Annotated in this window: 24 protein-coding genes; 18 read left to right on the top strand and 6 right to left on the bottom strand. The window is 66.8% G+C overall.

What is annotated here, in order from left to right; all coding sequences use genetic code 11:
* Positions 1 to 21 precede the first annotated feature (21 nt).
* The 3 genes from aat to AB2M62_RS11325 form a co-directional block, all read right to left on the bottom strand.
* Positions 22 to 768 (bottom strand): leucyl/phenylalanyl-tRNA--protein transferase, encoded by a 747-nt coding sequence (gene aat, locus AB2M62_RS11335; RefSeq protein WP_404333809.1) that lies wholly within the window; start codon positions 766 to 768, stop codon positions 22 to 24.
* A 96-nt stretch (positions 769 to 864) separates the two neighbouring features.
* Complete coding sequence (locus tag AB2M62_RS11330) at positions 865 to 1,248, bottom strand: hypothetical protein (RefSeq protein WP_404333808.1); 384 nt, start codon at positions 1,246 to 1,248, stop codon at positions 865 to 867.
* A 121-nt stretch (positions 1,249 to 1,369) separates the two neighbouring features.
* Positions 1,370 to 2,956 (bottom strand): type VI secretion protein ImpB, encoded by a 1,587-nt coding sequence (locus AB2M62_RS11325; protein WP_404333807.1) that lies wholly within the window; start codon positions 2,954 to 2,956, stop codon positions 1,370 to 1,372.
* A gap of 76 nt (positions 2,957 to 3,032) precedes the next feature.
* Here AB2M62_RS11325 and AB2M62_RS11320 point away from each other — a divergent pair, with 76 nt between their 5' ends.
* The 5 genes from AB2M62_RS11320 to AB2M62_RS11300 all read left to right on the top strand — a co-directional run bounded on the left by AB2M62_RS11320 (position 3,033) and on the right by AB2M62_RS11300 (position 8,660).
* Positions 3,033 to 3,536, top strand: a complete 504-nt coding sequence (locus AB2M62_RS11320) for a hypothetical protein (RefSeq protein WP_404333806.1) — start codon at positions 3,033 to 3,035, stop codon at positions 3,534 to 3,536.
* A gap of 41 nt (positions 3,537 to 3,577) precedes the next feature.
* On the top strand, positions 3,578 to 4,033 hold the full coding sequence (locus AB2M62_RS11315; RefSeq protein WP_404333804.1) for a VOC family protein: 456 nt from the start codon (positions 3,578 to 3,580) through the stop codon (positions 4,031 to 4,033).
* Positions 4,034 to 4,216: 183 nt separating this feature from the next.
* Positions 4,217 to 4,588, top strand: a complete 372-nt coding sequence (locus tag AB2M62_RS11310; protein WP_404333802.1) for a DUF805 domain-containing protein — start codon at positions 4,217 to 4,219, stop codon at positions 4,586 to 4,588.
* Positions 4,589 to 4,901: 313 nt separating this feature from the next.
* On the top strand, positions 4,902 to 6,140 hold the full coding sequence (locus AB2M62_RS11305) for a serine hydrolase domain-containing protein (RefSeq protein WP_404333801.1): 1,239 nt from the start codon (positions 4,902 to 4,904) through the stop codon (positions 6,138 to 6,140).
* A gap of 219 nt (positions 6,141 to 6,359) precedes the next feature.
* Positions 6,360 to 8,660: a TonB-dependent receptor gene (locus tag AB2M62_RS11300; protein ID WP_404333799.1), complete on the top strand. Its 2,301-nt coding sequence runs from the start codon at positions 6,360 to 6,362 to the stop codon at positions 8,658 to 8,660.
* Positions 8,661 to 8,768: 108 nt separating this feature from the next.
* On the opposite strand, the gene AB2M62_RS11295 is transcribed toward AB2M62_RS11300, so the two are convergent.
* Positions 8,769 to 9,995, bottom strand: coding sequence for a sensor histidine kinase (locus AB2M62_RS11295; protein WP_404333797.1), 1,227 nt, complete (start codon positions 9,993 to 9,995; stop codon positions 8,769 to 8,771).
* A 313-nt stretch (positions 9,996 to 10,308) separates the two neighbouring features.
* Positions 10,309 to 10,830, bottom strand: coding sequence for a DNA-deoxyinosine glycosylase (locus AB2M62_RS11290; protein ID WP_404333796.1), 522 nt, complete (start codon positions 10,828 to 10,830; stop codon positions 10,309 to 10,311).
* On the opposite strand from AB2M62_RS11290, the gene AB2M62_RS11285 reads away from it, so the two are divergent.
* The gene (locus tag AB2M62_RS11285; RefSeq protein WP_404333794.1) at positions 10,829 to 11,164 is read left to right on the top strand and encodes an Mpo1-like protein; all 336 of its coding nucleotides are present in this window, start codon (positions 10,829 to 10,831) and stop codon (positions 11,162 to 11,164) included. The genes AB2M62_RS11290 and AB2M62_RS11285 overlap by 2 nt on opposite strands.
* Here the strand turns inward: AB2M62_RS11285 and AB2M62_RS11280 are convergent.
* Entirely contained in the window at positions 11,151 to 11,618 is a 468-nt protein-coding gene (locus AB2M62_RS11280) for a methyltransferase domain-containing protein (RefSeq protein ID WP_404333792.1), read from the bottom strand. The two genes, AB2M62_RS11285 and AB2M62_RS11280, sit on opposite strands and share 14 nt — an antisense overlap.
* A gap of 203 nt (positions 11,619 to 11,821) precedes the next feature.
* Here AB2M62_RS11280 and AB2M62_RS11275 point away from each other — a divergent pair, with 203 nt between their 5' ends.
* From AB2M62_RS11275 to murG, 12 genes are all read left to right on the top strand, one after another.
* Positions 11,822 to 12,814 carry a cysteine synthase A gene (locus AB2M62_RS11275; protein ID WP_404333790.1) on the top strand — a complete coding sequence of 331 codons (993 nt, stop codon included), beginning with the start codon at positions 11,822 to 11,824 and terminating at the stop codon, positions 12,812 to 12,814.
* A 105-nt stretch (positions 12,815 to 12,919) separates the two neighbouring features.
* The gene (locus AB2M62_RS11270) at positions 12,920 to 13,159 is read left to right on the top strand and encodes a hypothetical protein (RefSeq protein ID WP_404333788.1); all 240 of its coding nucleotides are present in this window, start codon (positions 12,920 to 12,922) and stop codon (positions 13,157 to 13,159) included.
* A gap of 501 nt (positions 13,160 to 13,660) precedes the next feature.
* A complete protein-coding gene (locus tag AB2M62_RS11265) occupies positions 13,661 to 14,146 on the top strand; it encodes a division/cell wall cluster transcriptional repressor MraZ (RefSeq protein ID WP_404333787.1) in 486 nt (161 codons plus the stop codon).
* Positions 14,143 to 15,096, top strand: coding sequence for a 16S rRNA (cytosine(1402)-N(4))-methyltransferase RsmH (rsmH, locus tag AB2M62_RS11260; RefSeq protein WP_404333785.1), 954 nt, complete (start codon positions 14,143 to 14,145; stop codon positions 15,094 to 15,096). The genes AB2M62_RS11265 and rsmH overlap by 4 nt, the downstream gene beginning before the upstream one ends.
* The gene (locus tag AB2M62_RS11255) at positions 15,096 to 15,683 is read left to right on the top strand and encodes a hypothetical protein (protein ID WP_404333783.1); all 588 of its coding nucleotides are present in this window, start codon (positions 15,096 to 15,098) and stop codon (positions 15,681 to 15,683) included. Before rsmH ends, AB2M62_RS11255 begins: the two co-directional genes overlap by 1 nt.
* The gene (locus AB2M62_RS11250; protein WP_404333782.1) at positions 15,680 to 17,392 is read left to right on the top strand and encodes a peptidoglycan D,D-transpeptidase FtsI family protein; all 1,713 of its coding nucleotides are present in this window, start codon (positions 15,680 to 15,682) and stop codon (positions 17,390 to 17,392) included. Before AB2M62_RS11255 ends, AB2M62_RS11250 begins: the two co-directional genes overlap by 4 nt.
* Positions 17,389 to 18,807 carry a UDP-N-acetylmuramoyl-L-alanyl-D-glutamate--2,6-diaminopimelate ligase gene (locus AB2M62_RS11245; protein ID WP_404333781.1) on the top strand — a complete coding sequence of 473 codons (1,419 nt, stop codon included), beginning with the start codon at positions 17,389 to 17,391 and terminating at the stop codon, positions 18,805 to 18,807. Before AB2M62_RS11250 ends, AB2M62_RS11245 begins: the two co-directional genes overlap by 4 nt.
* Positions 18,804 to 20,177: a UDP-N-acetylmuramoyl-tripeptide--D-alanyl-D-alanine ligase gene (gene murF / locus AB2M62_RS11240; protein WP_404333780.1), complete on the top strand. Its 1,374-nt coding sequence runs from the start codon at positions 18,804 to 18,806 to the stop codon at positions 20,175 to 20,177. The genes AB2M62_RS11245 and murF overlap by 4 nt, the downstream gene beginning before the upstream one ends.
* Positions 20,177 to 21,247, top strand: coding sequence for a phospho-N-acetylmuramoyl-pentapeptide-transferase (gene mraY / locus AB2M62_RS11235; RefSeq protein ID WP_404333778.1), 1,071 nt, complete (start codon positions 20,177 to 20,179; stop codon positions 21,245 to 21,247). The genes murF and mraY overlap by 1 nt, the downstream gene beginning before the upstream one ends.
* Positions 21,244 to 22,650: a UDP-N-acetylmuramoyl-L-alanine--D-glutamate ligase gene (gene murD, locus AB2M62_RS11230; protein WP_404333776.1), complete on the top strand. Its 1,407-nt coding sequence runs from the start codon at positions 21,244 to 21,246 to the stop codon at positions 22,648 to 22,650. The genes mraY and murD overlap by 4 nt, the downstream gene beginning before the upstream one ends.
* Positions 22,647 to 23,876: an FtsW/RodA/SpoVE family cell cycle protein gene (locus AB2M62_RS11225; RefSeq protein ID WP_404333774.1), complete on the top strand. Its 1,230-nt coding sequence runs from the start codon at positions 22,647 to 22,649 to the stop codon at positions 23,874 to 23,876. Before murD ends, AB2M62_RS11225 begins: the two co-directional genes overlap by 4 nt.
* On the top strand, positions 23,873 to 25,024 hold the full coding sequence (murG, locus tag AB2M62_RS11220) for an undecaprenyldiphospho-muramoylpentapeptide beta-N-acetylglucosaminyltransferase (RefSeq protein ID WP_404333773.1): 1,152 nt from the start codon (positions 23,873 to 23,875) through the stop codon (positions 25,022 to 25,024). Before AB2M62_RS11225 ends, murG begins: the two co-directional genes overlap by 4 nt.
* The last annotated feature ends 9 nt before the right edge of the window (positions 25,025 to 25,033 follow it).

Below are 25,033 nucleotides of genomic sequence, written 5' to 3'. Positions count from 1 at the left end.
CAACGTCGTCCAGCACCCGATCTACGATGTGTGGCCCAAGAGCTGCGCGATGACCTTCAAGGACAGCGGTCCGGCTACGGTGCCGGCACCGACGGCAGGCAGCGGTGCGCGGTCCAGCGCGAAGAAGTCGCCGTCGACCGACGGCGCGCCATCGGAAAGCCCGGCGGTCGACGGGCCGAGCGCGGCGCCGAGCAACGCGACATAATCGTCGCGCGGGACTTCGAGCGCGCCCAGCGAGGCGAGGTGCTCGGTCTGGAACTGGCAATCTAATAAGGTGAAGCCGCCGGCCTGGAGGCGGGCGACGAGATGGGCGAAGGCCACTTTCGAGGCGTCGCGGACGCGGGTGACCATCGATTCGCCGAAGAACGCCCGGCCGAGCGCCAGGCCGTAAAGCCCGCCGGCAAGACGGTCGCCCTCCCAGCATTCGATCGAATGGGCGAAGCCGCGGCGATGGAGCTCGGTGAAGACGCGCTCGATCGGGCCGTTGATCCAGGTGTCTGGCCGGTCGCTGGCGGACTCGGCGCAGAGCTGCAGGATCCGTTCGAACGCCGTGTCGACCGTCACCCGGAACCGGTCCTGGAGGATGGTCTTGCGGAGCGACCGAGCGAGGTGGAAGCCGTCGAGCGGGAGGATGCCGCGCAGCTTGGGCTCGACCCAATAGACGCTGGCGGCCATGCGATGATCGGCCATCGGGAACACGCCCATGGCATAGGCGCGCAAGACCAGATCGGGGTCCAGATCGAGCTGGGGCGACTGGCGATGGCTCATCGGCGGGATCCTCGACGCGGGAACACACGCTGACAGGAAAAGGGGCCGGCGGGAATGCCCGTCCGACCCCTGGAACTCAGAAAAACGCGCCGCGCCTCAGGCGTGGCAGGTCTTCGAACCCTTGCCGGGCACGGTGACGTCGACGCTCTTGGCGGTGCCGGTGAGCTTGTAGCCGCCATCGGCGACATAGGGCTCGCCCGCGGCCGGCGCCTTGAGCATCGTGGCCTTGCCGCCCTTTTCGGTGCGGAGCTGCACCTGCTTGTTGCCCTGGAAGAACTCGACATAGACCAGGCTGTTGTCGCCGCAGCGCAGCGTCACGCTCGACGCGATCGCCGGCGGAAGCTCGACCGGAGCGGCATTGGCCAGCTGCGACGCCATGGGATCGGGCGCAGTGCTGCTCACTTCCTCGGGCTTGTTGTTACAAGCCGCGAGCGAGACAAGCGCTGTGGCGGCGGCGGCAAAAAGGAAGGTGTTCTTCATAGCGACCCGTGCTTTTCCTTAGACAGTATCAATCGTCAACCCGATTCGGGATACAAAGTCACATAATTGTTGTGCAACGCAATAAAATACGCCTTTTGTTGCGCTGATGTGACTGGATACGCTACTCGTGGAATTCACTGAGTTCGGGAATCCGCCCAAAGGCGATCCGCGCACCGACCCGATCGAGACGCCCCCCGTTCATCGGCCCGACGCTGACCGCATGACGCCCGAACTTCTCGTTCAGCCGATCCATAGCACGCGACAGCGCCAGTGTCCGCGTCTCGCGCGCCAGCGGATCATCGGGATCGAGCGCGCCAAACAGCGATCCCTGCTCGCCCTCCACCGACTCGATCTCGGCGAGCGTCACCCCGACCATGCGCAGCCGGAACCCGCCGGTGCGCGCGCGCCCTGCCGCGGCGAGGCGGGGAAACAGCGAGTTGAGCGCGGCGAGGATGACGAAACTGTCCTGGGTGGCGGGGAGCTTGATCGCGGCGCGCCAGTTCGACTTGTCGTCCTCGAACTTGCCGTGGAGCACGAGCAGGCGGCTGCGATAGCCCTTGCGGCGCAACCGGCTCGCCGCCTTGAGCGCGAGGCGGCGCGCGGTCAGCCGCGTCGGCTCGAGCCCGCGCTGGCGGGGGCTGAGGACATGGCTGTGGCCGATCGTGCGGCTCTGCGTGGGCTTTTCGGGCAAGTCGACGCCGTGGAGCTGATACCAGAGCCGATCGCCATTGGCCCCGCCCCAGGCGCTGCCGGCGTCGCGCGGACGGCGCTCGCAATATTGGCGGATGTCGAGGATGCCGTCGCGCGCCAGCCGCCGCTCCATTTTCTCGCCGATGCCCGCTATGTCGCGCAGCTTGAGATCGAACAGGCGCTGAGGCAGCTCCTCGGCGGCGAACACCACCAGGCCATCGGGCTTCTGCAGATCCGAGGCGAGCTTGGCGAGCAGCCGGTTGGGCGCGATGCCGACCGAGCTGGTGAGGCATTCGCCGACATGGGCGCGGATGCCCGCCTTGATCCGGTGCGCGAGCGCGACCGCGGCCTCGACGCTGTTTTCATTGTCCATCAGCCGGCACGCGACTTCGTCGATCGAGCAGACATGGGTTACGGGCACGTGCCGCCAGATCTCGTCGAGGATCTTGTGGTGGAATTCGACATAGCGATCGTGCCGCGCCGGCGTGACGACGATGTCGCGGCATTTCTGTTTGGCTTCCCAGACCGGCGTGCCGGTGGAAATGCCGTAGCGTTTGGCCTCGACCGAGGCGGCGATCGCAACGGTGGTATCGGCATCGACCGGCGCGACGATCACCGGGCGTCCGCGCAGCGCCGGATCGAGCTGCTGCTCGACGCTGGCGAAATAGGAATTGAGATCGAGGAACAGCCAGCTCAGCGGGCGGGGCGGGAAGACCAGCGTCGGTTGACAGCGTTGACGCGAAACGGGGTTTTCGGCGGCGGACCGGCGCGGCGCCGGTTGACGAAGTTGACACGAAACGGCGTCGTCGCCGCTCGGTTGACAACCAGCCGCTTGGGGCGGCGTCGGTTGACGAAGTTGACACGGAATGGCGTTTTCGGCGCCGGCTCGCGACGGTTGATGCGCGCTCGGTTGACAAAGTTGACAGCCAACGCCGCTTTCGCGGCAGCCCTGCACTGCGCGAGCGGCGCCGATGGCGTCGGCCGGCATGGGCGGGAAGGGGCGAGTCGGCGCAGGCATTGCGCCGGAACAATAGCAGAACATCGTCCTGTAGGACAGCGTATCGCTTGACCGCCGCCCCGCGCGCTCGCAGGCTTTGGCGATAAATCGTCTCGTCGTTTTGCTGCCCCTGCTGCTCGCCGCCTGCGGATCGGACCCCGCGCCCGACAACGCCGCCGCGAATAGCGCAGCCGTGGTCAAGCTGCCCGAGGGGCCCAAGCTCGCCGGGGTGCGGCTGTGGCATCCAGTGCGCGCGAGCGGGACGCGGCCGTTCTGGGCGATGGAGATAGCGCCGGGGCGGATCACCTTCACCGATTTCGAAGGGAAGGGAGAAGGCGGGGGCAAGGTTACCGACCTTTACCCGGCCGACCCCAAGCTGGCGCGCGACAGCGCGACCTATACCACCCAGACCCCGGCGGGCGAGCGCGTCACCGCGACGCTGACCGCAGAGACGTGCCTGGAAGGCGGCAAGCCGGTGATCGAACAACCGCTCAAGGCCGAAGTGAATATCGGCGCACGCGTGCTGACGGGGTGTGCGCGACAAGTGCCGGCCGGCGAGATCGGCGCGGCAGCGATGGGGAATGGGACGGAAGCGCGGTAGGGCCCGAACTTGCCCTGCCCTTGGCAGAAAAGGGGATTGGCATGCGAGTGATGCGGAAGCTGCCGGCAGCGATGCTGGCGATCGGAATAGCACTGGCGGCGCCGGGCATGGCGCGGGCACAGGAGGCCGGGCGGGTCACCGGGGTCGGCGGGATCTTCGTCAAGAGCAAGGATCCCAAGGCACTCGCCATCTGGTATCGCGACGTGCTGGGCATCCAGATCGAGGCCTTTGGCGGCGCGATGCTGCGCTATGACGCACCCGGCCATCCCTCGATGATGGTTTGGCGCGGGTTCAAGCAAGAGACGACCTATATGGCGCCGTCCTCGCGCGAATTCATGCTCAACTTCACCGTCGACGACATGGACGCCTTTGTCGCGAGACTGAAAGCGAAGGGGGTGCCGATCCTCAAGCGCACCAGCGATTCAAGCGGCGAGTTCGCCTGGATCCTCGATCCCGACGGCACCAAGATCGAGCTGTGGGAGCCGAAGCCCGAATAGGGGCGGGGCCGGCTGCTGATCTGATGCTATAGGTTGTCGCGCATAAAAGCGGACTGTCGGCAAACGGCCCAAAAGCCGGTCATCCAGCGACGCCGTGACGCTAACTGAAAGCGGACACAGCATCAGCCTGGCGGTGAAATGCTGCAAGCGCTGGATTTTGAAGGTCCAAGCAGGTAATCGAGGATGATGAGGGCAGAATGGACAGCTTTTGCTGAACGCTCACGCTATCGGATAGCTTCGATAGTGTTGATGCTCGCGTCGATTCTAGCGCTTTCGGGCGTCTTCATTGGCGTTCCCGATTGGCTTTGCTTCCTAGCCGCAGCAAGTTTGTCTATCGCCCTCACTATTATAACCTACCACCGACTTCATGATGCCGGGTTGTCAGGCTCGTGGGTTCTCTTGATGATCTTGCAATTCGGCATCGGCCCCACATGGCATCTCTCAGACTATATGACTGTAAATTTCGGTGGGTATGTCATTAGCTGCGTGCCGGTAATTCTGGGTTGGTTCGCGCCCTCGAATTTTGGAGCGAACCGAAAGTCGAAGTCGGTCTAGAATTGACAATCCCCGGTGGTGGCGGCCGTTGGCCGCCATACGGGACACGCGAACTGAACGGCGGCTAAGGTGCGTTCGGGGTGCACAAGCTGTCTACAATCCACCCGGAATCGGCCGTTCGAGGCTCGCTTGAGAGTTGCCGCCTGCCGGGTTCAGACCTGATTTCCTCGCTCGTTTGGCGCGCGGCAAGAGCGGCTGCGCGGGCCTGTCCGTTTTGCGTGCGCGCTGCCGTCTAGCGTAGAAAAGATCTGCCGGCAGCCTCGGGTCGTGACCGCAGACACTCGATGCAAACAACGACCTGTGAGGAAAATCGATGAGAAACGTCCTGCCGATCCTGTTGGCGAGCTGCGCGCTGGCCGCGCCCGCTTCGGCCCAGCAGCGCCCCAATCTGCGCGTCACCACCGTGCAGAACCGCATCCAGCTTCCCGTCGGCGACTTGGGCGCGCATATCCGCACGCCGCCGCGCCAGTGGAAGATCGATCCGAATATCCTCAAAATGGCGCCGGCAGCGATCGCGGCGAACATCGCCAAGGCGATCAACGCCAACATGGCCGGCAAGTCGGTGGGCTTCGCAGTGACGGTGATCATGCCGGGCGGGGCGAGCGCGAGCACGACCGGCGGGATGGCGCGTTCGGCGCCCGACGCCAATCCGCGCGCCTGGACCGACAGCGACCGGATCAACATCGCCAGCGTCTCGAAGACGATCACTGCCGTCGCGGTGGTGCGTGCCGCGTCGATGAACAAGGTGAGCCTCGACACCAAGGCCTATACGCTGCTGCCGGCGGACTGGACCTATTCGGACTCGTTCAAGACGATCTCGCTGCGCGAGCTGCTGACCCACAATAGCGGGATCCGGGGCTGCAAGCCTTACAATGCCGATCTCAAGACCTGCGCGGCCACCGATTGGAAGGCCGCGGACAAGGATCCCGCGATCGACATGAACACCAAATATTCGAACGCCAATTACGGCTATCTGCGCTGGATCCTGTCGCGGATCGTCGACGGCAAGGTTCCCGCCGAAACCATTGCCGGGCCGCGCTATTGGGTGATCGTCAACGATCTGGTGCTGAAGCCCGCCGGAATGGGCGGCGGCGATTGCGCGGCACCCGACAATCCCGCGCTCAGCTATGTCTCGACCAAGGATGACATGAATTACAAGAGCACCGCGGCGGCCAATTATGATTTCTCGACGCTAAAGCCGGGCGTCAATTGGGGCGACGATACCCAGGTTTGCGGATCGCAGGGCTGGAACCTGTCTTCGCGCCAGCTCGCCACCTTTGCGCACGCGCTCTGGGCGAGCGAGAAACTGTTGCCGGCGGCCACGGTCGACGAGATGCGCCAGCAGGGCCAGGGCATGATGTATTCCGATTTCGGCGGTGGACTGACCGCCTATGGCCATAACGGCTATTTCCCGCCGGAAAATGGCGGCGAACTGCGCTCGCTGATCCTGACGTTCAACAACGGCGTGAGCGTCGGCATGCTGGTCAATTCGCGCTATCATGGCGACTTTTACGGCGACATCGCCAAGGCAGTGCGCGCCGAGGCGAAATGAGCGGCGGCGGCGCGGTGCTTAAAGGGCGCCGCGCCGCGCGTGCGACGAAGCGCGATGGCTGTCACGCAAGCGCCATAAATCACCCCTAAGCGCCACCCACAGGCGGGGGCGGCCAGACATAAATATGGGCATCGGGCGGAATTGCAGCTGCGGTTCGCGCGGTGTCGTGCTGTGCCTGCTGCTGCCTGAAATAAAAAACGCAGAGCAGGGAATTGATAGATGATGAAGCCAGTGGCCCTTCGGGGAAGCTATCTGGTCGGCGCGGCGCTGGGCGTGCTCGCCTTTGCCGGATCGGCGCAGGCGCAGCAGGTCGAGAACGGCGTCGCCAATGACGACGGCCTGAGCGAGATCGTGGTGACGGCCGAGCGCCGCCCCGAGAACCAGCAGGACGTGCCGGTCTCGGTCGCGGTGATCGGCGGCGACGACCAGCGCAGCTATGCGAGCGACGGCGGCGACACGCTGCTGGCGCTTTCGGGCAAGGTGCCGAGCTTCTACGCCGAGACTACCACCGGCCGCATCTTCCCGCGCTTCTACATTCGCGGCCTGGGCAATATCGACTTCTATCTCGGCGCCTCGCAGCCGGTGTCGATCATCCAGGACGACGTCGTGCTCGAGCATGTCGTGCTCAAGTCCAACCCGGTCTATGACCTCGATCATGTCGAAGTGCTGCGCGGGCCGCAGGGCTCGCTGTTCGGCCGCAACACCACTGCCGGCATCGTCAAGTTCGATACCGTGCGCCCGGGCTTTGACGGCCTCGATGCCCGCGCCACCGCGAGCTATGGCAGCTTCAACAGCGTCAATCTCGACGCCGGCGTCGGCGGTCCTTTGAGCGACAATGTCGCGATCCGCCTGTCCGGCCTGTTCCAGCACCGCGACGACTATGTCGACAACAACTATGCCGGCCCCAGCGCCGACGGCACCCAGACGCCCAAGAAGGATGCGATGGGCGGCTTCGACGAGCGCGACCTGCGCTTCCAGCTGCTCGCCAAGTCGGGCGACTTCACGATGCTCGCCTCGATGCATGGCCGCTCGTACGAGGGTACCTCGACGCTGTTCCTGCGCCAGGCGATCAAGAAGGGCTCGAACGACGTCAGCAACGTCTCGCGCACCTCGGTCCGCTTCGACGAGGCGATGGACAATCCGCAGGGCTATACCACCTTCGGCACCTCGCTGAACCTCAGCTATGATTTCGGCGGCGTCTCTCTGACCTCGATCACTGCCTATGAGCACACCGCCGGCTATAGCCGCGGCGACACCGATGGCGGCGCGGCGGCGGATTATCCGGTCAACGGCGTGGCCAACGGCTTCGGCGAGTCGATGGGCAAGGTCCGCGATCTCGACCAGTGGACGCAGGAAGTGCGGCTTGCCAGCAACGGCGACGGCCCTTTCAAGTGGCAGGTCGGCGGCATGTATTTCGACAGCCGCGACTATACCGACTTCTACCAGCGCACCTGGTTCCTGACCGGCGCGGCGCGCGATCCCAACAACTGGGTGCGCCTGCACAACGTCAACACCAGCTGGGCGCTGTTCGGCCAGGCGAGCTACGAGATCGTCCCCAAGCTGACGATCACTGCCGGCGCGCGCATCACCGAGGACAAGAAAGACACCGCGCTGGTCCGCGCGCGCCCGACCTTCCCCACTGCGTTCGCCAAGCAGATCGAGCTCAAGGACACCAAGCCGAGCTGGGACGTCAGCGCGCTGTATGAAGTGAGCGACGACGTCAGCGTCTATGCCCGCGTCGCGAAGGGCTTCCGCGGGCCGACGATCCAGGGCCGTTCAGCGGTGTTCAATTCGGCGTTCACCACCGCGAACTCCGAGACGATCCTGTCGTGGGAAGCGGGGATCAAGACCCAGATCGGCCGCACCCTGCGCTTCAACCTGAGCGGCTTCGCCTATACGGTCGACGACATCCAGCTCAACGGCAACGACAGCGACGGCAATGGCGTGCTGTTCAACGCCGACAAGGCCAAGGCATACGGCGCCGAGGCCGAGCTGAACTGGCACCCGATGCGCAACTTCGCGCTCTCGCTCGGCGGCAGCCTGTTGCACACCGAGATCCAGGACAAGCGCGTCTACGCCCAGGCCTGTGCGCTGAACGGCGTGCTGGTCTGCACGGTCAACGATCCTGTAGTCAAGCGCACGGTGTTCGGCGCGCCGGCCTATTTCGCGCAGATCGACGGCAATCCGCTGCCCAATGCGCCGAAGTACAATGTCAACGTCGCGGCACGCTATGATATCCCCGTCACCGACAGCGGCAAGCTGTTCGTGTCGACCGACTGGAACCTGCAGGGCTATACCAACTTCGTCCTCTACAAGACCGACGAATTCTATTCGGACGGCAATTTCGAGGGCGGTCTGAAGGTCGGCTATGAGGGCGGCAACGGTCGCTGGGAAGTCGCCGCGTTCGCGCGCAACATCACCAACGAGAAGAACCTCAAGGGCGTGATCGAGAACTATATGGCCGCCGTGCTCAACGAGCCGCGCGTCATCGGCGTCTCGCTGACTGGCCGCACGCGCTAACCCGTTCTGGCGCTCTCTCGCCAGAAGGCTCCGGCGCAACCCCTTGCCGGGACCCTCCCTGAGAACCACCTGCCGGTGACGCCCAGCGCGTCACCGGCATTTTTTTGGTCAGTCGCGTGTCGCGGCGAGAGTGAAGACGAAGGTCGCGCCGCCGCCGGGCGTATCCTCGATATGGATGCCGCCGCCATGCGCCTCGACCAGGTTGCGCGCGATCGACAGCCCCAGGCCGAGCCCGCGGCGCGACAGGCCGGCGCGCGGCTGGAACAGCGCGGCGCGGACCGGCCAGGGCACGCCGGGTCCGTTGTCGACCACGCGCACCTCGACTTCGCGCGCCGTGAGGCGGCGGGTCTCGATCGTCACCCGGGCTTCGGGCAGCGTCTCGGTCGCCTCGGCGGCGTTGCGCAGCAGATTGGCGAGGATCTGGACGAGCTGGACATGATCGACCACCGCGCGGGTCGCGTTGTCGCCGAGGACCACGTCTATCGCGGGGACCGGGCCGCGCGCGGCGGCGCGGACCAGCGCCAGTGCATCGTCGATGATCGGGGCAAGATCGTCCGCCTCGAGCGCGAGCGCCTCGCGCGCCACCATCCGGCGGATGCGGCGGATGATCTCGCCGGCGCGGAGGAACTGCTTCTCGGCGGCGCCGGAAAGCTCGGCGACGCGGCCCTCGCTCGGGTTGGGATCGAGGCGGATCGCGGCGACGAAATTGGCGGCGGCGGCGAGCGGCTGGTTGAGCTCGTGCGCGATCGTCGCGGCGACCGCGCCGAGCGCGCTGACCCGGCTCAGCTCGACGACCTTCTCCTCCATTTCGCGCTTGTCGAGCAGCAGCCGGTCGCGTTCGGCATGCGCCGAGCGTAGCGCGCGTTCGAGCGCGATACGGTGGCGGGCAAAGCCGAGCTGCGCGGCGACGGTCTCGAGCGCGGCGACCTCGATCTCGTCGAAGCTCCCGCCGCGCCGGCCAAAGGCGAGGGTGCCGAGCACTTCGCCACGATGGACCAGCGGCAGGCACAGATAGGCGTCGAGCCCGAGTTCGCGGGCGAATTCGCTGGCCGGATCAGTGGAGCGCGCGACATCGACCAGCACCGTGCGACGCTCGCGGATCGCAGCCTCGCCGATCGCGTCGCCGAGTTGGAGGCGGAAGCCGGCCGCGGCCTGATCGGGGGTGAGCCCGCCATGCGCCTCGAGCATCAGCCCGGCGCCTTGTTCGAAGCGATAATGAAAGAAAAGATCGAGGCCGAGTTCGGCGCGGCTGCGCTCGAACCAGCGCTCAAGCACGGGACGCACTTCGTGCGCGCCGAGCAGTTCGGCGGCGCTCGCGGCACCCAGTGCTGGCATATGGCCCTCGACGTTCAACGGCTCGGCGGATGGATACCGGGCCGCCGCCCCCCTGAAGGATTTCACGATTCTTTTTCCTTTTTGTTTTTGTTTCCCCTGCCGCGAGCCGTTTGCGACCCGTCCGCGGCATGCCGACGTGAAATCCCCTCCTATATCCTTGAAATTAATGTCTTATTGTTTAGCGTCCTGTGCGCGGTCTCCGCCGCGAAACCAAGGAGTGCGGGATCGCGACTCGTCAGGCAAGTGCAAAGATCGATACAAATCAGGTCAGCGCGAACTATCTGACATCGGTGACATGGAGGCTACAAACGGCTCAGCGCAGATGCGCCGAAAGCGCGCTCCAGGCGGCCTGTTTGGCGGCGATGCCGACGGTATGGAGCGGGCTGCTGGAAGGCAGCGCGACGACGGCGTAGCGCTGCGCCAGCGCGCCGAGCTGGCGCAGGCCGAGGCGTAGCGCGGTGCCGCCGTTGAACGCGATCGCGCGCAGATCGGGGAGGGTGGCGGCGAGCCCGGCGAGATCGTGCTGCTCGATGTCGCGCATCGCCGCATCGGTGCTGCCCGGGCGCTGCGCGCTGGCGACGACGTCCCACAGGCCGATATGCGCGGTGCGCAATGCGGCGAGGCGATCGTCATAGGCGAGGGCGGCGAGATCGGTGCCGGCCACTGGGCTCATCAGCCGCCAGAACTGGTTCTGTGGATGGGCATAATAGCGCCGTTCGGCGAGCGAGCGATCGCCGGGGAGCGAGCCGAGCACGAGCAGGCGGACCTGGGCATCGACCACCGGCGGGAAGGATTGCTTGCGGGACTCCATCGCGTTGCGATAGCCTGGCGCCATGGCGCGCACCATCACCCGCTATGCCGACTTCTGGCCCTTCTATCTGCGCGAGCACGCCAAACCGGCGACGCGGCGGCTGCATTATGCCGGCACCGCGCTGAGCCTGGTGTTCCTGGCAATTGCGATCGCGGCGGGCGGCTGGTGGTGGGCGCTGGTGCCGCTGGCCGGATACGGCTTTGCCTGGGGCGCGCATTTCGGCGTCGAGAAGAACCGCCCGGCGACCTTCACCCATCCGCTATGGTCGCTATTCTCGGACTATCGGATGTTTTTCCTGTGGCTTTCCGGGCGCCTGGGGCCGCACCTCGCGCGTGCCGGGGTGGTCAGCGCGCCGTAAGGACAGGCCCGGCCGCGACACGGTCGAGCGCGAGCGCCAGCGGGCTTGCGCGATAGGGCAAAGGCTGGGACAGCAGGATCAGATCGGCATCGCCGTCATGCTCGGCCGCGAGCGCAGCGATCGGCTCGGCGAGGTCGAACCGGATGCTGGTGCTCGGATGCTTCGCCTCGCGGGCATGCGCGCGGGCCTGCCGGATGCGCAGCGCCGAGAGGTCGGTGCCGCGCGCCTCGATCGCGACGAAGCCGAGGCTGCGCGCGAAGGCGGCGGCATGGAGTAGCCGATCGCCGGCGCCGCAGCCGAGATCGAGGATGCGGACGGCACGCCGGCCGCTAAAGCGCAGTTCGGCGAGCGCGCTTTCGATGCATTGCCGGCTGGGGCCGTGGCGCGGATGGGGCGGATGGCCGTCGGCAGGCGCGCGGAACAGGGCGGCGGCGAGAGGGGATAGACTGAACATGGGTAGAACCTCCGGCGCTGCAATTAGGCGGGGCACGCGTTAAGTTTCGAGACGGAAGAGCGCACGCGGGCATAGCGATTGCGTAGGGTTGCGGGCCGGCACCGGGGCGCGGGATGACAAGGGGCAGTCGCCGCAGCTTTGCTTTCACCTCTGCAACGCAGCTTGGCTTGCCCGCACCGGCACTGCTCCCCTATCTAGCCGGCATGCATGTGACATCCGATACGCTGGCTCTCATCGGCAACACCCCGCTCGTCCGCCTGAAGGGGCCCAGCGAGGCAACCGGCTGCGACATTTTCGCCAAGTGCGAGTTCGCCAATCCCGGCGCCTCGGTGAAGGACCGCGCGGCGCTGTTCATCGTCGAGGATGCTGAGGCGCGCGGGGCGATCCAGCCCGGCGGGACGATCGTCGAGGGGACCGCGGGCAATACCGGCATCGGCCTGGCGCTGGTCGCCAATGCCAAGGGCTACAAGACGATCATCGTGATGCCCGAGACGCAATCGCGCGAGAAGATGGACACGCTGCGCGCGCTCGGCGCCGAGCTCGTCCTGGTGCCCGCCGCGCCCTATTCGAACCCGGGGCATTTCGTCCACACCTCGCGCCGCATCGCCGAGGAGACGCCCAATGCGATCTGGGCCAACCAGTTCGACAATATCGCCAATCGCCGCGCCCACATCGTCGGCACCGCCGAGGAGATCTGGGCGCAGATGGAGGGCCGGATCGACGGCTTCACCTGCGCCGCGGGCACCGGCGGCACGATCGCCGGGGTTGGGCTGGGATTGAAGGCGAAGGACGAGGGCGTCTGCATCGCGCTGAGCGATCCGCACGGTGCGGCGCTCTATGACTATTATGCCTGTGGCGAACTCAAGGCCGAGGGTAGCTCGGTTGCCGAGGGGATCGGGCAGGGCCGGATCACCGGCAACCTGGAAGGCGCGCCGATCGACACCCAGTTCCGCATCTCCGACGAGGAAGGGCTGTTATGGGTCGAGCGGCTGCTCAAGGAAGAGGGGCTGTGCCTGGGGCTTTCCTCGGGGATCAATGTGGCCGGCGCGGTGCGGCTGGCCAAGCAGCTCGGGCCGGGCAAGCGCATCGCGACGATCCTGTGCGACACCGGCTTCCGCTATCTCTCGACGCTCTACAATGCCGAGTGGCTGGCGAGCAAAGGATTGCCGATTCCTGAGTGGCTTGCGACGAAATGACGCCCTGCCTCGACAAGAGGCGGCAAAGGCGTTACATTTATGCCACAGATGAAGTCGGGATCGCACCAAGACTCGGTACAGACGATGCAGCGTGTTCGGGTTGGCATGACCGGACTCGCGATCGTACTGGTCCTTATCGGACTCGCGACGGCGATCTTTTCGTCGGCCAATCGCGACGAGCCGGTCACGGCGATCGGCGCACCCAATGCCTCGGTTGTCGCCAACATGACCGGCGAAAACACCAACCAGATTGCCGAAAAGGCCAAGGACGAGCCGCTCGCCGAACTTGGCGTGGCGCCGAGCACTTCGTCGACCGCCACCCCCGACGCGAGCCAGCAGCAGTAACGCACTAGCGGCGCGGATGTCGCCCTGGGCCGCCTCGGTGGGGGGCGCCTTCGCGCGCGACTCGATGCGCGCAATTCTTCTCAATTAGCCAGATCGATTCAGCGAAGTGGCGCCGCCGCTGCCCGTCGTTGGAACGCGCGGATGCCGCCAATTTCGGCAGCATCGCCCCCTATCCGATTGAAAATACGATGGGTTCGGCCGTTCCGCGACCTCGCCGGAGCGCAATCCGCTGCGCTTCAGGATTTGTGCGTACCGGAATGGCCGTCGGGCAAAACATAAAAGGAACATAGCAGGATTGAAACATGAAATGTTCCTGAAAGTGGCGCAAAGTGGGGGGAAATCCCGCTCTATCCCCAAATCCACCGTTGTTTCCCGACGCCTGTTGTGATTAAACATCGTGCTTAAGGGGCACACCCTGCATCCGTCGAAATGCAAGCCGGAGGGCGGCTGAAAACCGCGATTCCGGAGACGGCAGAGCTGTGCCCTCAAACGGGGTTTGGCGTGGCGGAACGGGAGATCTTTCAGGGCTTTGCGCTTCAGGCGGTCGATCCGAAGGGACGGGTCGCCATTCCCGCCGACTTGCGCGTCGCCGCTGAACGCAATTCCGAGGAGCGCCAGGTCGTCGTCGGCCTCCACCCTGTTGATGGCTGTCTCTCCGCCCACGACGTCGCCTGGTCCAAGGAAAAATACGAGCGCATCGACCGCCGCGAGCAGCAGGCGGCGGACCGCGGCGAGGATGCCGATGGCCGCGCCAAGCGCCGCGCCTTCGGGCAGGTCGAGAAGGCGCCGTTCGACGATAGCGGCCGTTTCGTGATCCCGCCCTTCTTCAAGATGAAGGCCGGCATCCAGAAATGGGCGTTCTTCAACGGCGCCGGCGAGACCTTCGACATCTGGGCGCCCGAAGTGCTGCTGAAGGACGAGAGCGCCGATCCCGGGCTGCGCGAGATCTGCGAATATCTCTGCCAGGCGAAGGGCGTGAAGCTGTGAGCGCGCCCGGCGAACCGCATATCCCTGTCCTGCGCGACGAAGTGGTCGACGCGCTCGCCATCGTGCCCGGCGAGCGCCATGTCGACGCCACCTTCGGCGCGGGCGGCTACACCATGGCAATCCTCGAGCGGGGTGCCGAGGTGGCCGCTTTCGACCGCGACCCGAGCGCGATCGAAAGCGGCCAAACCCTTGTGGCCAGTGCGGGCGGCAAGGTGATCCTGATCGAAGCGCCGTTCAGCCAGATGGAAGGCGAACTGGCGCGCCGCGGCTTCGTGCCGGTCGACGGGGTGACGATGGATATCGGCGTGTCGTCGATGCAGCTCGACCAGGCCGAGCGCGGCTTCTCGTTCCAGTCCGACGGTCCACTCGACATGCGGATGGCGGGCGAGGGCGTTACGGCGGCCGAATGGCTCAACGAAGCCGATGAAGGCGAGATCGCCGACGTGCTGTTCCAGTTCGGCGAGGAGCCGCGCTCGCGCCGGGTGGCGCGCGCGATCGTCTCCGCACGACCCCTTACGCGGACTTCCGAACTCGCAAACGTGGTTAGGAAGGCGTTAGGGCATCGTCCGCACGACAAGAAAGACCCTGCCACCCGCGCCTTCCAGGCGATCCGCATCTTCATCAACCGCGAGCTCGACGAGCTGGCCGAAGGGCTGGCGGCGGCGGAGCGGGTGCTCAAGCCGGGTGGCCGCCTTGCGGTGGTCACCTTCCACAGCCTCGAGGACCGGCTGGTCAAACGCTTCCTGCGCGAGCGCAGCGGCAGCGAACCGGCCGGCTCGCGGCATCGTCCCGCGGCAGGTCCGCGGGCCGAACCGAGTTTCGAAACGCCCGCCAAGGCCGTCAAGCCTGGCGAGGCGGAAGTAGCGCGTAATCCCCGCGCCCGATCGGCCACGCTGCGCGTCGCGCGGCGCACCGCCGCGGCGCCGTGGTCGAGGGAAGGAGTGAACTGATGGCAGTGAACCGTTTCGCCGGAATGGGATGGTTGCTGTGCGGCATGATCGCTGCACCGGCCTGCTATCTGGTCAATTCCTATGGCGCGGCCGAACAGGCCAAGCTCAATGCGACCAAGGCGGCGATCGTCCAGGCGCAGAAGGACATTCGCGGGCTCGAGACCGAATTCAACACGCGGGCGAACCTGGCGCAGCTCGAGCGCTGGAACGGCGAAGTGCTTTCGCTCGCCGCAGCGACCCCGCAGCAATATCTCGCCAGCGAGACCGCACTGGCCGATCTCGATCGGCAGGATCTCGGCGGTGCGCAGATTCAGACCGCCGCGCTGATCGTTCCGGCCGGCGCGCCGGCGGTGCAGACCGCGGCGGCAGTGGTGGTGCCTGCGGCCGTTCCGGTGCAGGGCGCTCCGCAGTCCGCCGTGGCTGCCAAGGTGGCGCAGCAGGGCGCCGGGCAGGACAAGGAGCTGCGCAGGCTGATGACCAAGGCTGACAAACGGGCCGTCGCGATGGTCGACAAGGGCGTGCTCAGCGCCTCGACGATCGACGATTTGGAAAAGCTGGCGAAGCGCGAGAAACTGGCGCTGCGTTGATCGTCGTCGTCGCCCCGCCGGCTCGCGAGGGCCGTACGGGCGGTGCCCGTCAGGCGCTCGTCGCCGTCGCGCAGGTGCGGCTGATGATCCTGTCGATCCTGTTCGGCTTCGGCATGTTCGTCGTCATCGCCAAGCTCGCGCTGCTCGCGCTGTGGGCGCAGCCGGCGACGGCGCGCGACATTGCCGCCGGGCTGGTGCCGCCGCGCGCCGACATCGTCGATCGCAACGGCACGCCGCTCGCGCGCACGATCGATGCGTGGCTGATCGCGGTCCACCCCGACAAGCTGATCGGCGACAAGGGCGCGCTCGCGCAGAAGCTCGCTGCGCTGATGCCCGAGCAGAATGCGGCCTATTACGCCAAGATCCTCAATTCGGGCGGATCCTTCGCCTTCCTGAAGCGCCGCGCGACGCCCGAACTGGTCAATGCGGTGAACGCACTGGGCGAGCCGGGGATCGAATTCCAGCGCGAGCCCGATCGGCTCTATCCGCAATCGACGATGGCCGCGCACGTGCTCGGCTATCTCGACGTCAACGGGCGCGGCGTATCGGGCATGGAGAAGATGCTCGAGAACCGGCTGACCAATCCGGCGCTGCGCGACAAGCCGGTGGCGCTGTCGATCGACGCGCGGGTGCAGGGCGCGCTGGAAAGCGAGCTCGGACGCGCGATGAACGATCTCCAGGCGCGCGGCGCGGCGGGCGTGATCCTCGACGTCCATACCGGCGAAGTGATCGCGATGACCTCGCTGCCCAGCTTCAATCCCAATGCCATCCAGGGCCCGCCGCCGCGCAACAACGTGACGCAGAGCGTCTATGAGCTCGGTTCGACGTTCAAGCCGATCGCCGTCGCCGCGGCGATCGACAGCGGCACGATCACGTCGATGGCGCGGCGCTTCGACGCCACCCGGCCGCTCCAGGTCGGGCGCTTTCAGATCCATGACGATCCCGGCGATGAGACCTTCCGCTGGCTCAACATCCCGGAGACGTTGATCTATTCGTCGAACATCGCCACCGCGCGGATCGCCGACGAGATCGGCGCGGCACGGCTGCAGGACATGTTCCGCAAGCTGGGCTTCGGCGATCGCCCCGAGATCGAGCTGGGCAACGGCGCCAAGCCGCTCTGGCCCAAATATTGGGCACGCACCACGGTGATGACCACCGCCTATGGCCATGGCATCGCGGTCACGCCGCTCCACCTCGCCAACGCCTATGCGACGATGGTCAATGGCGGGATCTACCGCCCGACGACGGTGCTCAAGGTCGAGCCGGGCAAGGGCAATCCGGGCAAGCGCGTGCTCACCGAGGCGACCAGCGCGCGGATGCGCCAGCTGCTGCGGCTGATCGTGCTGATGGGCACCGGTCGCAAGGGCGAGGCGCCGGGCTTCCGTATCGCGGGCAAGACCGGCACGGCCGAGGCGGCATCGGAGGGCGGATATGACAAGCATCGCAACGTCTCGACCTTCGCTGCGGCTTTTCCGATCGACGCACCGCGCTATGTGATGGTCGCCATGCTCGATTCGCCCAAAGCCAACCCCGCCATCGGGGTATACCGCACCACCGCCGCCTGGACCGCCGCGCCGGTCGTCTCGCGCGTGGTCAGCCGCACCGGCACGCTGATGGGGGTAACCCCCGACGCAAACCGCGACATCGACGAGCGCGACCTGATGCCGCTGATCTGGACCGGCGCCGCGACCGACAAGGGCGGGCAATGAAGCTCGGCGCGCTGACCGGCGGGAGCGAGGACGCCGTCGTCACCGGCTTCGCGATCGACCACCGCAAGGTTGCCCCGGGCACGATCTTCGGCGCGTTCGAAGGGATGCGCGTCAATGGCGAGGACTTCATTGCCGACGCCGTGAAGGCCGGCGCGATCGCGATCGTGGCGCGGCCCGGCGCGAAGGTGGAAGGCGCGGTGCATATCGCCGACGCCAATCCGCGCGAGAAGTTCGCGCGCCTTGCCGCGCGCTTCTTCGCGCCGTTCCCCGCGACCGCGGTTGCCGTCACTGGCACCAACGGCAAGACCTCGACCGTCGAGATGACGCGCCATCTGTGGCGGATGGCGGGCTTCCATGCCGCGTCGATCGGCACGCTCGGCGTCACCACTGCCGACGACAGCGTCAGCACCGGGCTGACCACGCCCGACATCGTCACCTTCCTCTCGAATGTCGCCGGGCTGGCGCGGGAGGGCGTGACCCATGTCGCCTTCGAAGCCTCGAGCCACGGCCTTTCGCAATATCGCACCGAGGGACTGCCGGTCCGCGCAGCGGCGTTCACCAACCTCAGCCGCGACCATCTCGATTACCATGGCGACATGGAAACCTATTTCCACGCCAAGATGCGGCTGTTCGCCGATGTGCTCGATCTCGATGGCGGCGCGGCCGTGGTCTGGGCCGACGACCCCAATGCGCCGCGGATCGAGGATCTGGCGCGGCAGCGCGGCAACAAGCTGGTTACTGTGGGCGAGCATGGCGAGACGCTGCGGCTGACCGCGCGGGAACCGACGCTGCTCGGCCAGGGGCTGACGATCGAGGCCGCGGGCAGGGCCCACCATGTTACGCTGCCGCTGATCGGCGCGTACCAGGCCGCCAATGCGCTGGTCGCGGCGGGGCTGGTGATCGCAACCGGCGGCGATATCGACGCGACAATCGCCAATCTCGCACGGCTCCAGCCGGTGCGCGGGCGCCTCGAACGCGCGGTGATCACGCGGGCGGGCGCGCCGGTCTATGTCGACTATGCCCACACCCCCGATGCGCTCGAGGCGGCGATCGCCGCGCTGAAGCCGCACACCAGCGGGCGGCTGATCCTGATGTTCGGCGCGGGCGGCGACCGCGACACCGGTAAGCGCGCGCCGATGGGGCAGGCCGCCGCGGCGGGCGCCGACGTCGTGATCGTCACCGACGACAATCCGCGCGGCGAGGACCCCGCCGCGATCCGCGCCGACGTGCTCAAGGGTGCGCCGGGCGCCACCGAGATCGGCGACCGTCGCGAAGCGATCGCCGCCGCGGTCCAGATGGCCGGCCCCGAGGATATCGTGCTGCTTGCCGGCAAGGGCCATGAACAGGGCCAGATCGTCGGCGACCTCATATTGCCGTTCGACGATGTCGGCGTGGCGCGGGAGTGCGCGGCATGAGCCTGTGGACCTCTGCGGAAATCGCCGCGGCGACGGACGGCACCGCGTCGGCCGGTTTCGACGTGACCGGTGTGACCTTCGACTCGCGCGAAGTGGGGCGGGGGGATTTGTTTCTCGCGCTCACCGGCGAGACCACCAACGGCCATCGCTTCCTCGACCAGGCCTTTGCGCAAGGCGCCGCGGGGGCTTTGGTGTCCGAAGCGACGCCGCACCCGCATGTCGCCGTCGCCGATACCACCGCGGCGCTCGACGCGCTCGGCGCAGCGGCGCGCGCGCGGATGCAGGGCAAGGTGATCGGGGTGACCGGGTCGGTCGGCAAGACCGGGACCAAGGAGGCGCTGTTCGCCGCGCTCGACCGCCCCGAGCCGGGCACCGCGCATCGTTCGGTCAAGAGCTATAACAACCATACCGGCGTGCCGCTGAGCCTCGCCCGCATGCCGCGCGAAACGCGCTTCGGCGTGTTCGAAATGGGGATGAACCATGAAGGCGAGCTGGCGCAGCTGACTCGGCTGGTCCGCCCGCATGTCGCGATCGTCACCACGATTGCCCCGGCGCATATGGGCTTCTTCGACAGCGAAGCGGCGATCGCCGACGCCAAAAGCGAGATCTTTCAGGGGCTCGAGCCCGGTGGCACCGCGATCGTGCCGTTTGACAGCCCGCACCGCGACCGGCTGATCGCCGCGGCGCAGCCCTATGCCGGCCGAATCGTCACGTTCGGCCTGGGCGATGGCGCCGATTTCCGCGCGGTCGAGCAGATGCGTACGCGCACCGGCGGCACCTTCGTCACCGCACGCTTCGACAAGCGCGAGTTGAGCTTCACCATTTCGCAGCTGGGCCCGCATTGGGTGTCGAACGCGATGGCGATCCTCGCTGCGGTCGATGCGGTGGGCAGCGACCTCGAAATGGCAGGCCTCGCCATGGCCGAAATGGGCGGGCTGCCCGGGCGCGGCGCGCGTTTCCTCGCATCGGTCGATGGCGGCGAGGCGCTGGTGATCGACGAGAGCTACAACGCCAATCCCGCGTCGATGCGCGCAACGCTGGCGGTGCTGGCGCGCGAGGACGGGCGCAAGCTCGCCGTGCTCGGCGAGATGCGCGAGCTGGGCGACCATTCCGAGGCCTTCCACGCCGATCTGGCCGAGCCGATCGCGGCGGCGGGCGTCGAACGGGCCATCCTTGTCGGCGAAGCGATGCAGCCGCTCGCAAATGCGCTTGAGGGGCGAATTGATTTCGTCCATGTGCCCGACGCCGCGACGGCGCTGGATCGGCTGAACGCCGTACTCGCGCCCGGCGACGCGGTTCTCGTGAAAGGTTCAAACGGCGTGCGGCTTTCAGGCCTCGTGGCGGCATTGGCGGAAAGGCAGCGACCCTAATGCTCTATCTGCTCGCGGAGCATCTGGGCTTTCCCGGTGTGCTCAATCTCATCCGCTACCTCTCGTTCCGCACCGGCGCCGCCGTGGCGACGGCGCTGCTGATCGGGCTGCTGATCGGGCCGAAGTTCATCGGCTGGCTGCGCGTGCGCCAGGGCAAGGGCCAGCCGATCCGCACCGACGGGCCGCAGAGCCACCTCGCCAAGCGCGGCACGCCGACGATGGGCGGGCTGATGATCCTCACCAGCCTGATGGTCTCGCTGCTGCTGTGGATGGACCTGCGCAATCCGTTCGTCTGGGCGTGCATGTTCGTGACGTTCGGCTTCGGGATGATCGGCTTTCTCGACGATTACGACAAGGTGCGTAAGGCGAGCACCGCGGGCGTTTCGGGGCGGGTGCGGCTGCTCGGCGAGTTCGCGATCGCCGGCATCGCGAGCTGGATCATCGTCTCGCAGAGCGGCACCCAGCTCTATGTGCCCTTCATCAGCTGGATCCATCCCGATCTCGGCTATTTCTACATCGTCTTCGCCGCGTTCACGATCGTGGCGTTCGGCAACGCGGTGAACCTGACCGACGGGCTCGACGGGCTCGCGTCGATGCCGGTGATCATCGCCAGCCTGGCGTTCATGGTGATCGTCTACCTCGCGGGCAACGTGAAGTTCGCGACCTATCTTGGCATCCCGCACGTTCCCGGCGCGGGCGACCTCGCGATCTTCTGCGGCGCGATGATCGGGGCGGGGCTGGCGTTCCTCTGGTTCAACGCACCCCCCGCGGCGGTGTTCATGGGCGACACCGGCAGCCTGGCGCTGGGCGGCGCGCTGGGCGCGATCGCCGTGACCGCGCACCACGAGCTGGTGCTCGGCATCATCGGCGGGCTGTTCGTGATCGAGGCGCTGAGCGTGATCATCCAGGTGTTCTTCTACAAGCGCACCGGCAAGCGCGTGTTCAAGATGGCGCCGATCCACCATCATTTCGAGCAGCTCGGCTGGTCCGAGCCGACGGTGGTGATCCGCTTCTGGATCATCGCCTTCGTGCTCGCGCTCGCGGGACTCGCAACGCTGAAGATCCGGTGATCACGAGCACGGCCTGGCGCGGCAAACGCTATGCGGTGCTCGGGCTTGCGCGCTCGGGCGCGGCGACGGTCGACGCGCTGTCGGCGGCCGGCGCGAGCGTCGTCGCCTGGGATTCGAACGAGGCGGCGCGTTTGCTAATCCTCTCCCGGAGGGAGAGGGGGACCAGCGAAGCTGGTGGAGGGGTATTCTCCACGGGCGATATCGCCCGCGGAGAATACCCCTCCGTCAGCCTGCGGCTGCCACCTCCCCCTCCGGGGGAGGATCTGATTGTCGCGGATCCTCTCAAAATCGATCTCACCGGCTTCGACGCGGTCGTAATCTCCCCCGGCGTGCCGCTCAACACGCACCCGATCGCGGCCCATGCGGCTGCGGCAGGCGTGCCGGTGATCGGCGATATCGAGCTGTTCGCCCAGGCGCGGGCCGAGCTGCCGCCGCACAAGGTCGTCGGCATCACCGGGACCAACGGCAAGTCGACCACCACGGCGCTGATCCACCATATCTGCGAGACCGCCGGCATCCCTGCGCGCCTCGGCGGCAATATCGGCCTGCCGATCCTTGGGCAGGATCCGCTGCCCGACGGCGGCGTCTATGTGCTCGAACTGTCGAGCTACCAGATCGACCTGACTCGCAGCCTCGACTGCGACGTCGCGGTGCTGCTCAACATCACCCCCGACCATCTCGATCGCTATGACGGGTTCGAGGCCTATGCTGCCTCGAAAGCGCGGCTCTTCGCGATGCAGACGCCCGGCCATGCCGCCGTGATCGGCATCGGCGACGCGCCCTCGGCCGCCATCGCGCGCGACCTGACGACCTCCGGCCGCAGCGAGCATCTGTCGAAGATCGCGCCGGGCGCTTGCATGGACCAGGCGCGCTGGCCCGCGTTGCAGGGTCCGCACAATGCCCAGAACGCGCTTGCCGCGATCGCCGCGTGCGAGGCGCTGGGAATCGACCAGGCGGCGATCGATGTGGGCCTCGAAACCTTTACCGGCCTGCCGCACCGGATGGAGCGCGTGGCGACCAAGCGCGGCGTGCTGTTCGTCAACGACAGCAAGGCGACCAATGCCGATTCGACCACGCCGGCGCTCTCGGCCTATCCGCGGGTCCACTGGATCCTGGGCGGGCTCGCCAAGACCGACAGCCTCGAGGCGTGCCGGCCGGGTTTCGGGCATATCGTCAAGGCCTATACGATCGGCGATGCCGGAGAACGCTTCGCCGCGCTGCTCGAAGGCGAGATGCCGGTCGAGCGTTCGGGTACGCTGGAGGCCGCGGTAAAGAGCGCGGCGGCGCAGGCGCAGCCGGGCGAGACCGTGCTGCTTTCGCCGGCTTGCGCCTCGTTCGACCAGTTCAAGGATTATGAGGCGCGCGGCCAGGCGTTCCGCGATGCCGTGGCGGCGCTGGCATGAACGACGTTCCGGAGACCGAGGGCCTCGGCCGCGAAGTCAAGCGCCGGGTCGGCAACCAGCTGGGCCGCGCCAACACCTCGCGCGCGGGCATGTGGTTCTGGGAGGTCGATCGCGTGCTGCTGCTGCTCGCGATGTTCCTGATCGCGATCGGGCTGGTCGCGGTCGCCGCGGCGTCGCCCGCCACCGCGCGCCGCTATTCGGATGCCAGCCACATCATGGCGCCGATGTATTATTTCTGGCGCCAGCTGATGTGGGTGTGCGTCTCGGTACCGGTGCTGATCGTGGTGTCGATGCTGCCGATTACGCTGGCGCGGCGGCTGTCGCTGTTCGGCGCGGCGCTCTTCATCCTGCTGCTCGTGCTGTTGCCGTTCCTCGGCCATGAAGTGAATGGCGCCAAGCGCTGGATCAGCCTGGGCTTTTCCGATCTCCAGCCATCCGAGTTCCTCAAACCCCTGTTCATCGTCACCACTGCCTGGATCCTGTCGTTCCGCGCCAAGGATCCCGAACTGCCGGTGCTGATCATCACCGGCGGGCTTACCGCGGTGGTCGGCGTGCTGCTGATGCTCCAGCCCGATTTCGGCCAGACCATCGTGTTCGCCGCGGTATGGGTGATCCTGCTGATGATTTCGGGCATCTCGCCCCTAGCGATCGGCAGCCTGATGGGGATCGCGGTCGGCGGCGTCGTCTCGGCCTATTTCTTCTACGGCACCGCGCGCACGCGCATCGACAATTTCCTGTTCCCCACCAAGGAAGCCGCGCTCGCCGATCGCTACCAGGTCGAGATGGCGCACCAGACGCTGAGCGCCGGCGGGCTCACCGGGGCAGGGCCCGGCAGCGGGCAGGTCAAGTTCAAGCTGCCCGAGGCGCATACCGATTATATCTTCTCGGTGATCGGCGAGGAGTTCGGGCTGATCGCCTGCGCGGTGATTGTGTTGATCTATGCCGCGATCGTGATCCGCGTGTTCATGAAGCTGCTTGACGAGGAAGACGCATTCCGCCTGCTCGCCGCGGCAGGGCTCGCCGCGCAGTTCGGGGTGCAGGCGTTGATCAACATGGCGGTCAACACCGGCATCGCGCCGTCCAAGGGGATGACGCTGCCGTTCATCAGCTATGGCGGATCGTCGATGATCGCGCTGTCGATCGGCTTCGGGTTGCTGCTCGCCTTCACGCGGCGAAACCCGTATCTGAAGCGCTCTCCCTATACGGGGCGGTGGAGCAAGGGATGACGAATTCGCGCAGCTATGTTCTGGCAGCCGGGGGCACCGGTGGCCATATGGTGCCCGCAGCGGCGCTGGCGGTGGAGCTCGCCGCGCGCGGCCATCACGTCGCGCTGGTCAGCGACGATCGCGGCGTGCGGTTTCCGGGACTTTTCGAGGATGTAGAGACACATGTGCTGCCCGCCGGACGGCTGGGCGGCGGCCCGCTCGGCTATGCGCGCGCCTTTTCACGCGTGATGGCGGGGCGCTCGATGGCGCTGCGGCTCTACAAGGAACTGCGTCCGGCGGCGGTGATCGGCTTTGGCGGTTACCCGGCGCTGCCTTCGATCCTCGCGGCGTTCCGCGCCGGCGTGCCCACCGTGATCCACGAGCAGAATGCGATCCTCGGCCGGGTAAACCGTTTCGTTGCGGGACGGGTCGACGCGATCGCGACCTCCTACGATCAGGTCGAGCGGCTCAAGAAGGGCTGGCAGCGCAAGACCCATCTCGTCGGCAATCCGGTGCGCGAAGGCGTGCTGGCGCTGCGCGAACGCCCCTATCCGATGCTCGACGAGGACGGCATCTTCCGGGTGCTCGTCACCGGCGGCAGCCAGGGTGCGAGCGTGCTCAGCCAGGTGGTGCCCGATGGCCTCGCGCTGCTGCCAGTCCATTTCCGCCGCCGCCTCCAGGTGACGCATCAGGCGCGCGTCGAGGATATCGACGTCGTCCGCGCCAAATATGCCGCGCATGGCATCCCGGCCGACATCTCGACCTATATCACCGACATGCCCGAGGCGCTGGCCTGGGCGCATATCGTCATCGCGCGCGCCGGTGCCTCGACGATTGCCGAGCTGACTGCGGCGGGCCGCCCCGCGATCCTCGTGCCGCTGCCCAGCGCGACCGACGATCACCAGACCGCCAATGCGCGCGAGATGACCAATGCCGGCGGCGCGCGCACGATCCCGCAGCGGCTGTTCAACGCCGGCGAGCTCGCCAAGCAGATCCAAAAGCTCGGGCTTGATACCCAGGGCCTGGAAAACGCCGCGGCCCGCGCGCGCAGCGTCGGCCGGCCGCATGCCGCGCGCGACCTCGCCGACCTGGTCGAATCCATCCACGCCCCCACCGCGCCGATCGCGGTGCGCCGGGCGGCAATGCAGCAAAGATTGGCGCACGCATGAAGGTTCTTG

Source organism: Sphingomonas sp. MMS12-HWE2-04 (genome assembly GCF_044881185.1).
GTDB lineage: Bacteria > Pseudomonadota > Alphaproteobacteria > Sphingomonadales > Sphingomonadaceae > Sphingomonas.
This window is presented reverse-complemented; position numbering and strand designations above follow the sequence as displayed.

What these genes read in the sequence shown, in the direction of transcription:
- aat (WP_404333809.1), bottom strand. Translation starts at nt 768, where the DNA reads ATGAGCCATCGCCAGTCGCCCCAGCTCGATCTGGACCCCGATCTGGTC.
- AB2M62_RS11330 (WP_404333808.1), bottom strand. Translation starts at nt 1,248, where the DNA reads ATGAAGAACACCTTCCTTTTTGCCGCCGCCGCCACAGCGCTTGTCTCG.
- AB2M62_RS11325 (WP_404333807.1), bottom strand. Translation starts at nt 2,956, where the DNA reads ATGCCTGCGCCGACTCGCCCCTTCCCGCCCATGCCGGCCGACGCCATC.
- AB2M62_RS11315 (WP_404333804.1), top strand. Translation starts at nt 3,578, where the DNA reads ATGCGAGTGATGCGGAAGCTGCCGGCAGCGATGCTGGCGATCGGAATA.
- AB2M62_RS11310 (WP_404333802.1), top strand. Translation starts at nt 4,217, where the DNA reads ATGATGAGGGCAGAATGGACAGCTTTTGCTGAACGCTCACGCTATCGG.
- AB2M62_RS11305 (WP_404333801.1), top strand. Translation starts at nt 4,902, where the DNA reads ATGAGAAACGTCCTGCCGATCCTGTTGGCGAGCTGCGCGCTGGCCGCG.
- AB2M62_RS11300 (WP_404333799.1), top strand. Translation starts at nt 6,360, where the DNA reads ATGATGAAGCCAGTGGCCCTTCGGGGAAGCTATCTGGTCGGCGCGGCG.
- AB2M62_RS11295 (WP_404333797.1), bottom strand. Translation starts at nt 9,995, where the DNA reads ATGCCAGCACTGGGTGCCGCGAGCGCCGCCGAACTGCTCGGCGCGCAC.
- AB2M62_RS11285 (WP_404333794.1), top strand. Translation starts at nt 10,829, where the DNA reads ATGGCGCGCACCATCACCCGCTATGCCGACTTCTGGCCCTTCTATCTG.
- AB2M62_RS11290 (WP_404333796.1), bottom strand. Translation starts at nt 10,830, where the DNA reads ATGGCGCCAGGCTATCGCAACGCGATGGAGTCCCGCAAGCAATCCTTC.
- AB2M62_RS11280 (WP_404333792.1), bottom strand. Translation starts at nt 11,618, where the DNA reads ATGTTCAGTCTATCCCCTCTCGCCGCCGCCCTGTTCCGCGCGCCTGCC.
- AB2M62_RS11275 (WP_404333790.1), top strand. Translation starts at nt 11,822, where the DNA reads ATGCATGTGACATCCGATACGCTGGCTCTCATCGGCAACACCCCGCTC.
- AB2M62_RS11270 (WP_404333788.1), top strand. Translation starts at nt 12,920, where the DNA reads ATGACCGGACTCGCGATCGTACTGGTCCTTATCGGACTCGCGACGGCG.
- AB2M62_RS11255 (WP_404333783.1), top strand. Translation starts at nt 15,096, where the DNA reads ATGGCAGTGAACCGTTTCGCCGGAATGGGATGGTTGCTGTGCGGCATG.
- AB2M62_RS11245 (WP_404333781.1), top strand. Translation starts at nt 17,389, where the DNA reads ATGAAGCTCGGCGCGCTGACCGGCGGGAGCGAGGACGCCGTCGTCACC.
- murF (WP_404333780.1), top strand. Translation starts at nt 18,804, where the DNA reads ATGAGCCTGTGGACCTCTGCGGAAATCGCCGCGGCGACGGACGGCACC.
- mraY (WP_404333778.1), top strand. Translation starts at nt 20,177, where the DNA reads ATGCTCTATCTGCTCGCGGAGCATCTGGGCTTTCCCGGTGTGCTCAAT.
- AB2M62_RS11225 (WP_404333774.1), top strand. Translation starts at nt 22,647, where the DNA reads ATGAACGACGTTCCGGAGACCGAGGGCCTCGGCCGCGAAGTCAAGCGC.
- murG (WP_404333773.1), top strand. Translation starts at nt 23,873, where the DNA reads ATGACGAATTCGCGCAGCTATGTTCTGGCAGCCGGGGGCACCGGTGGC.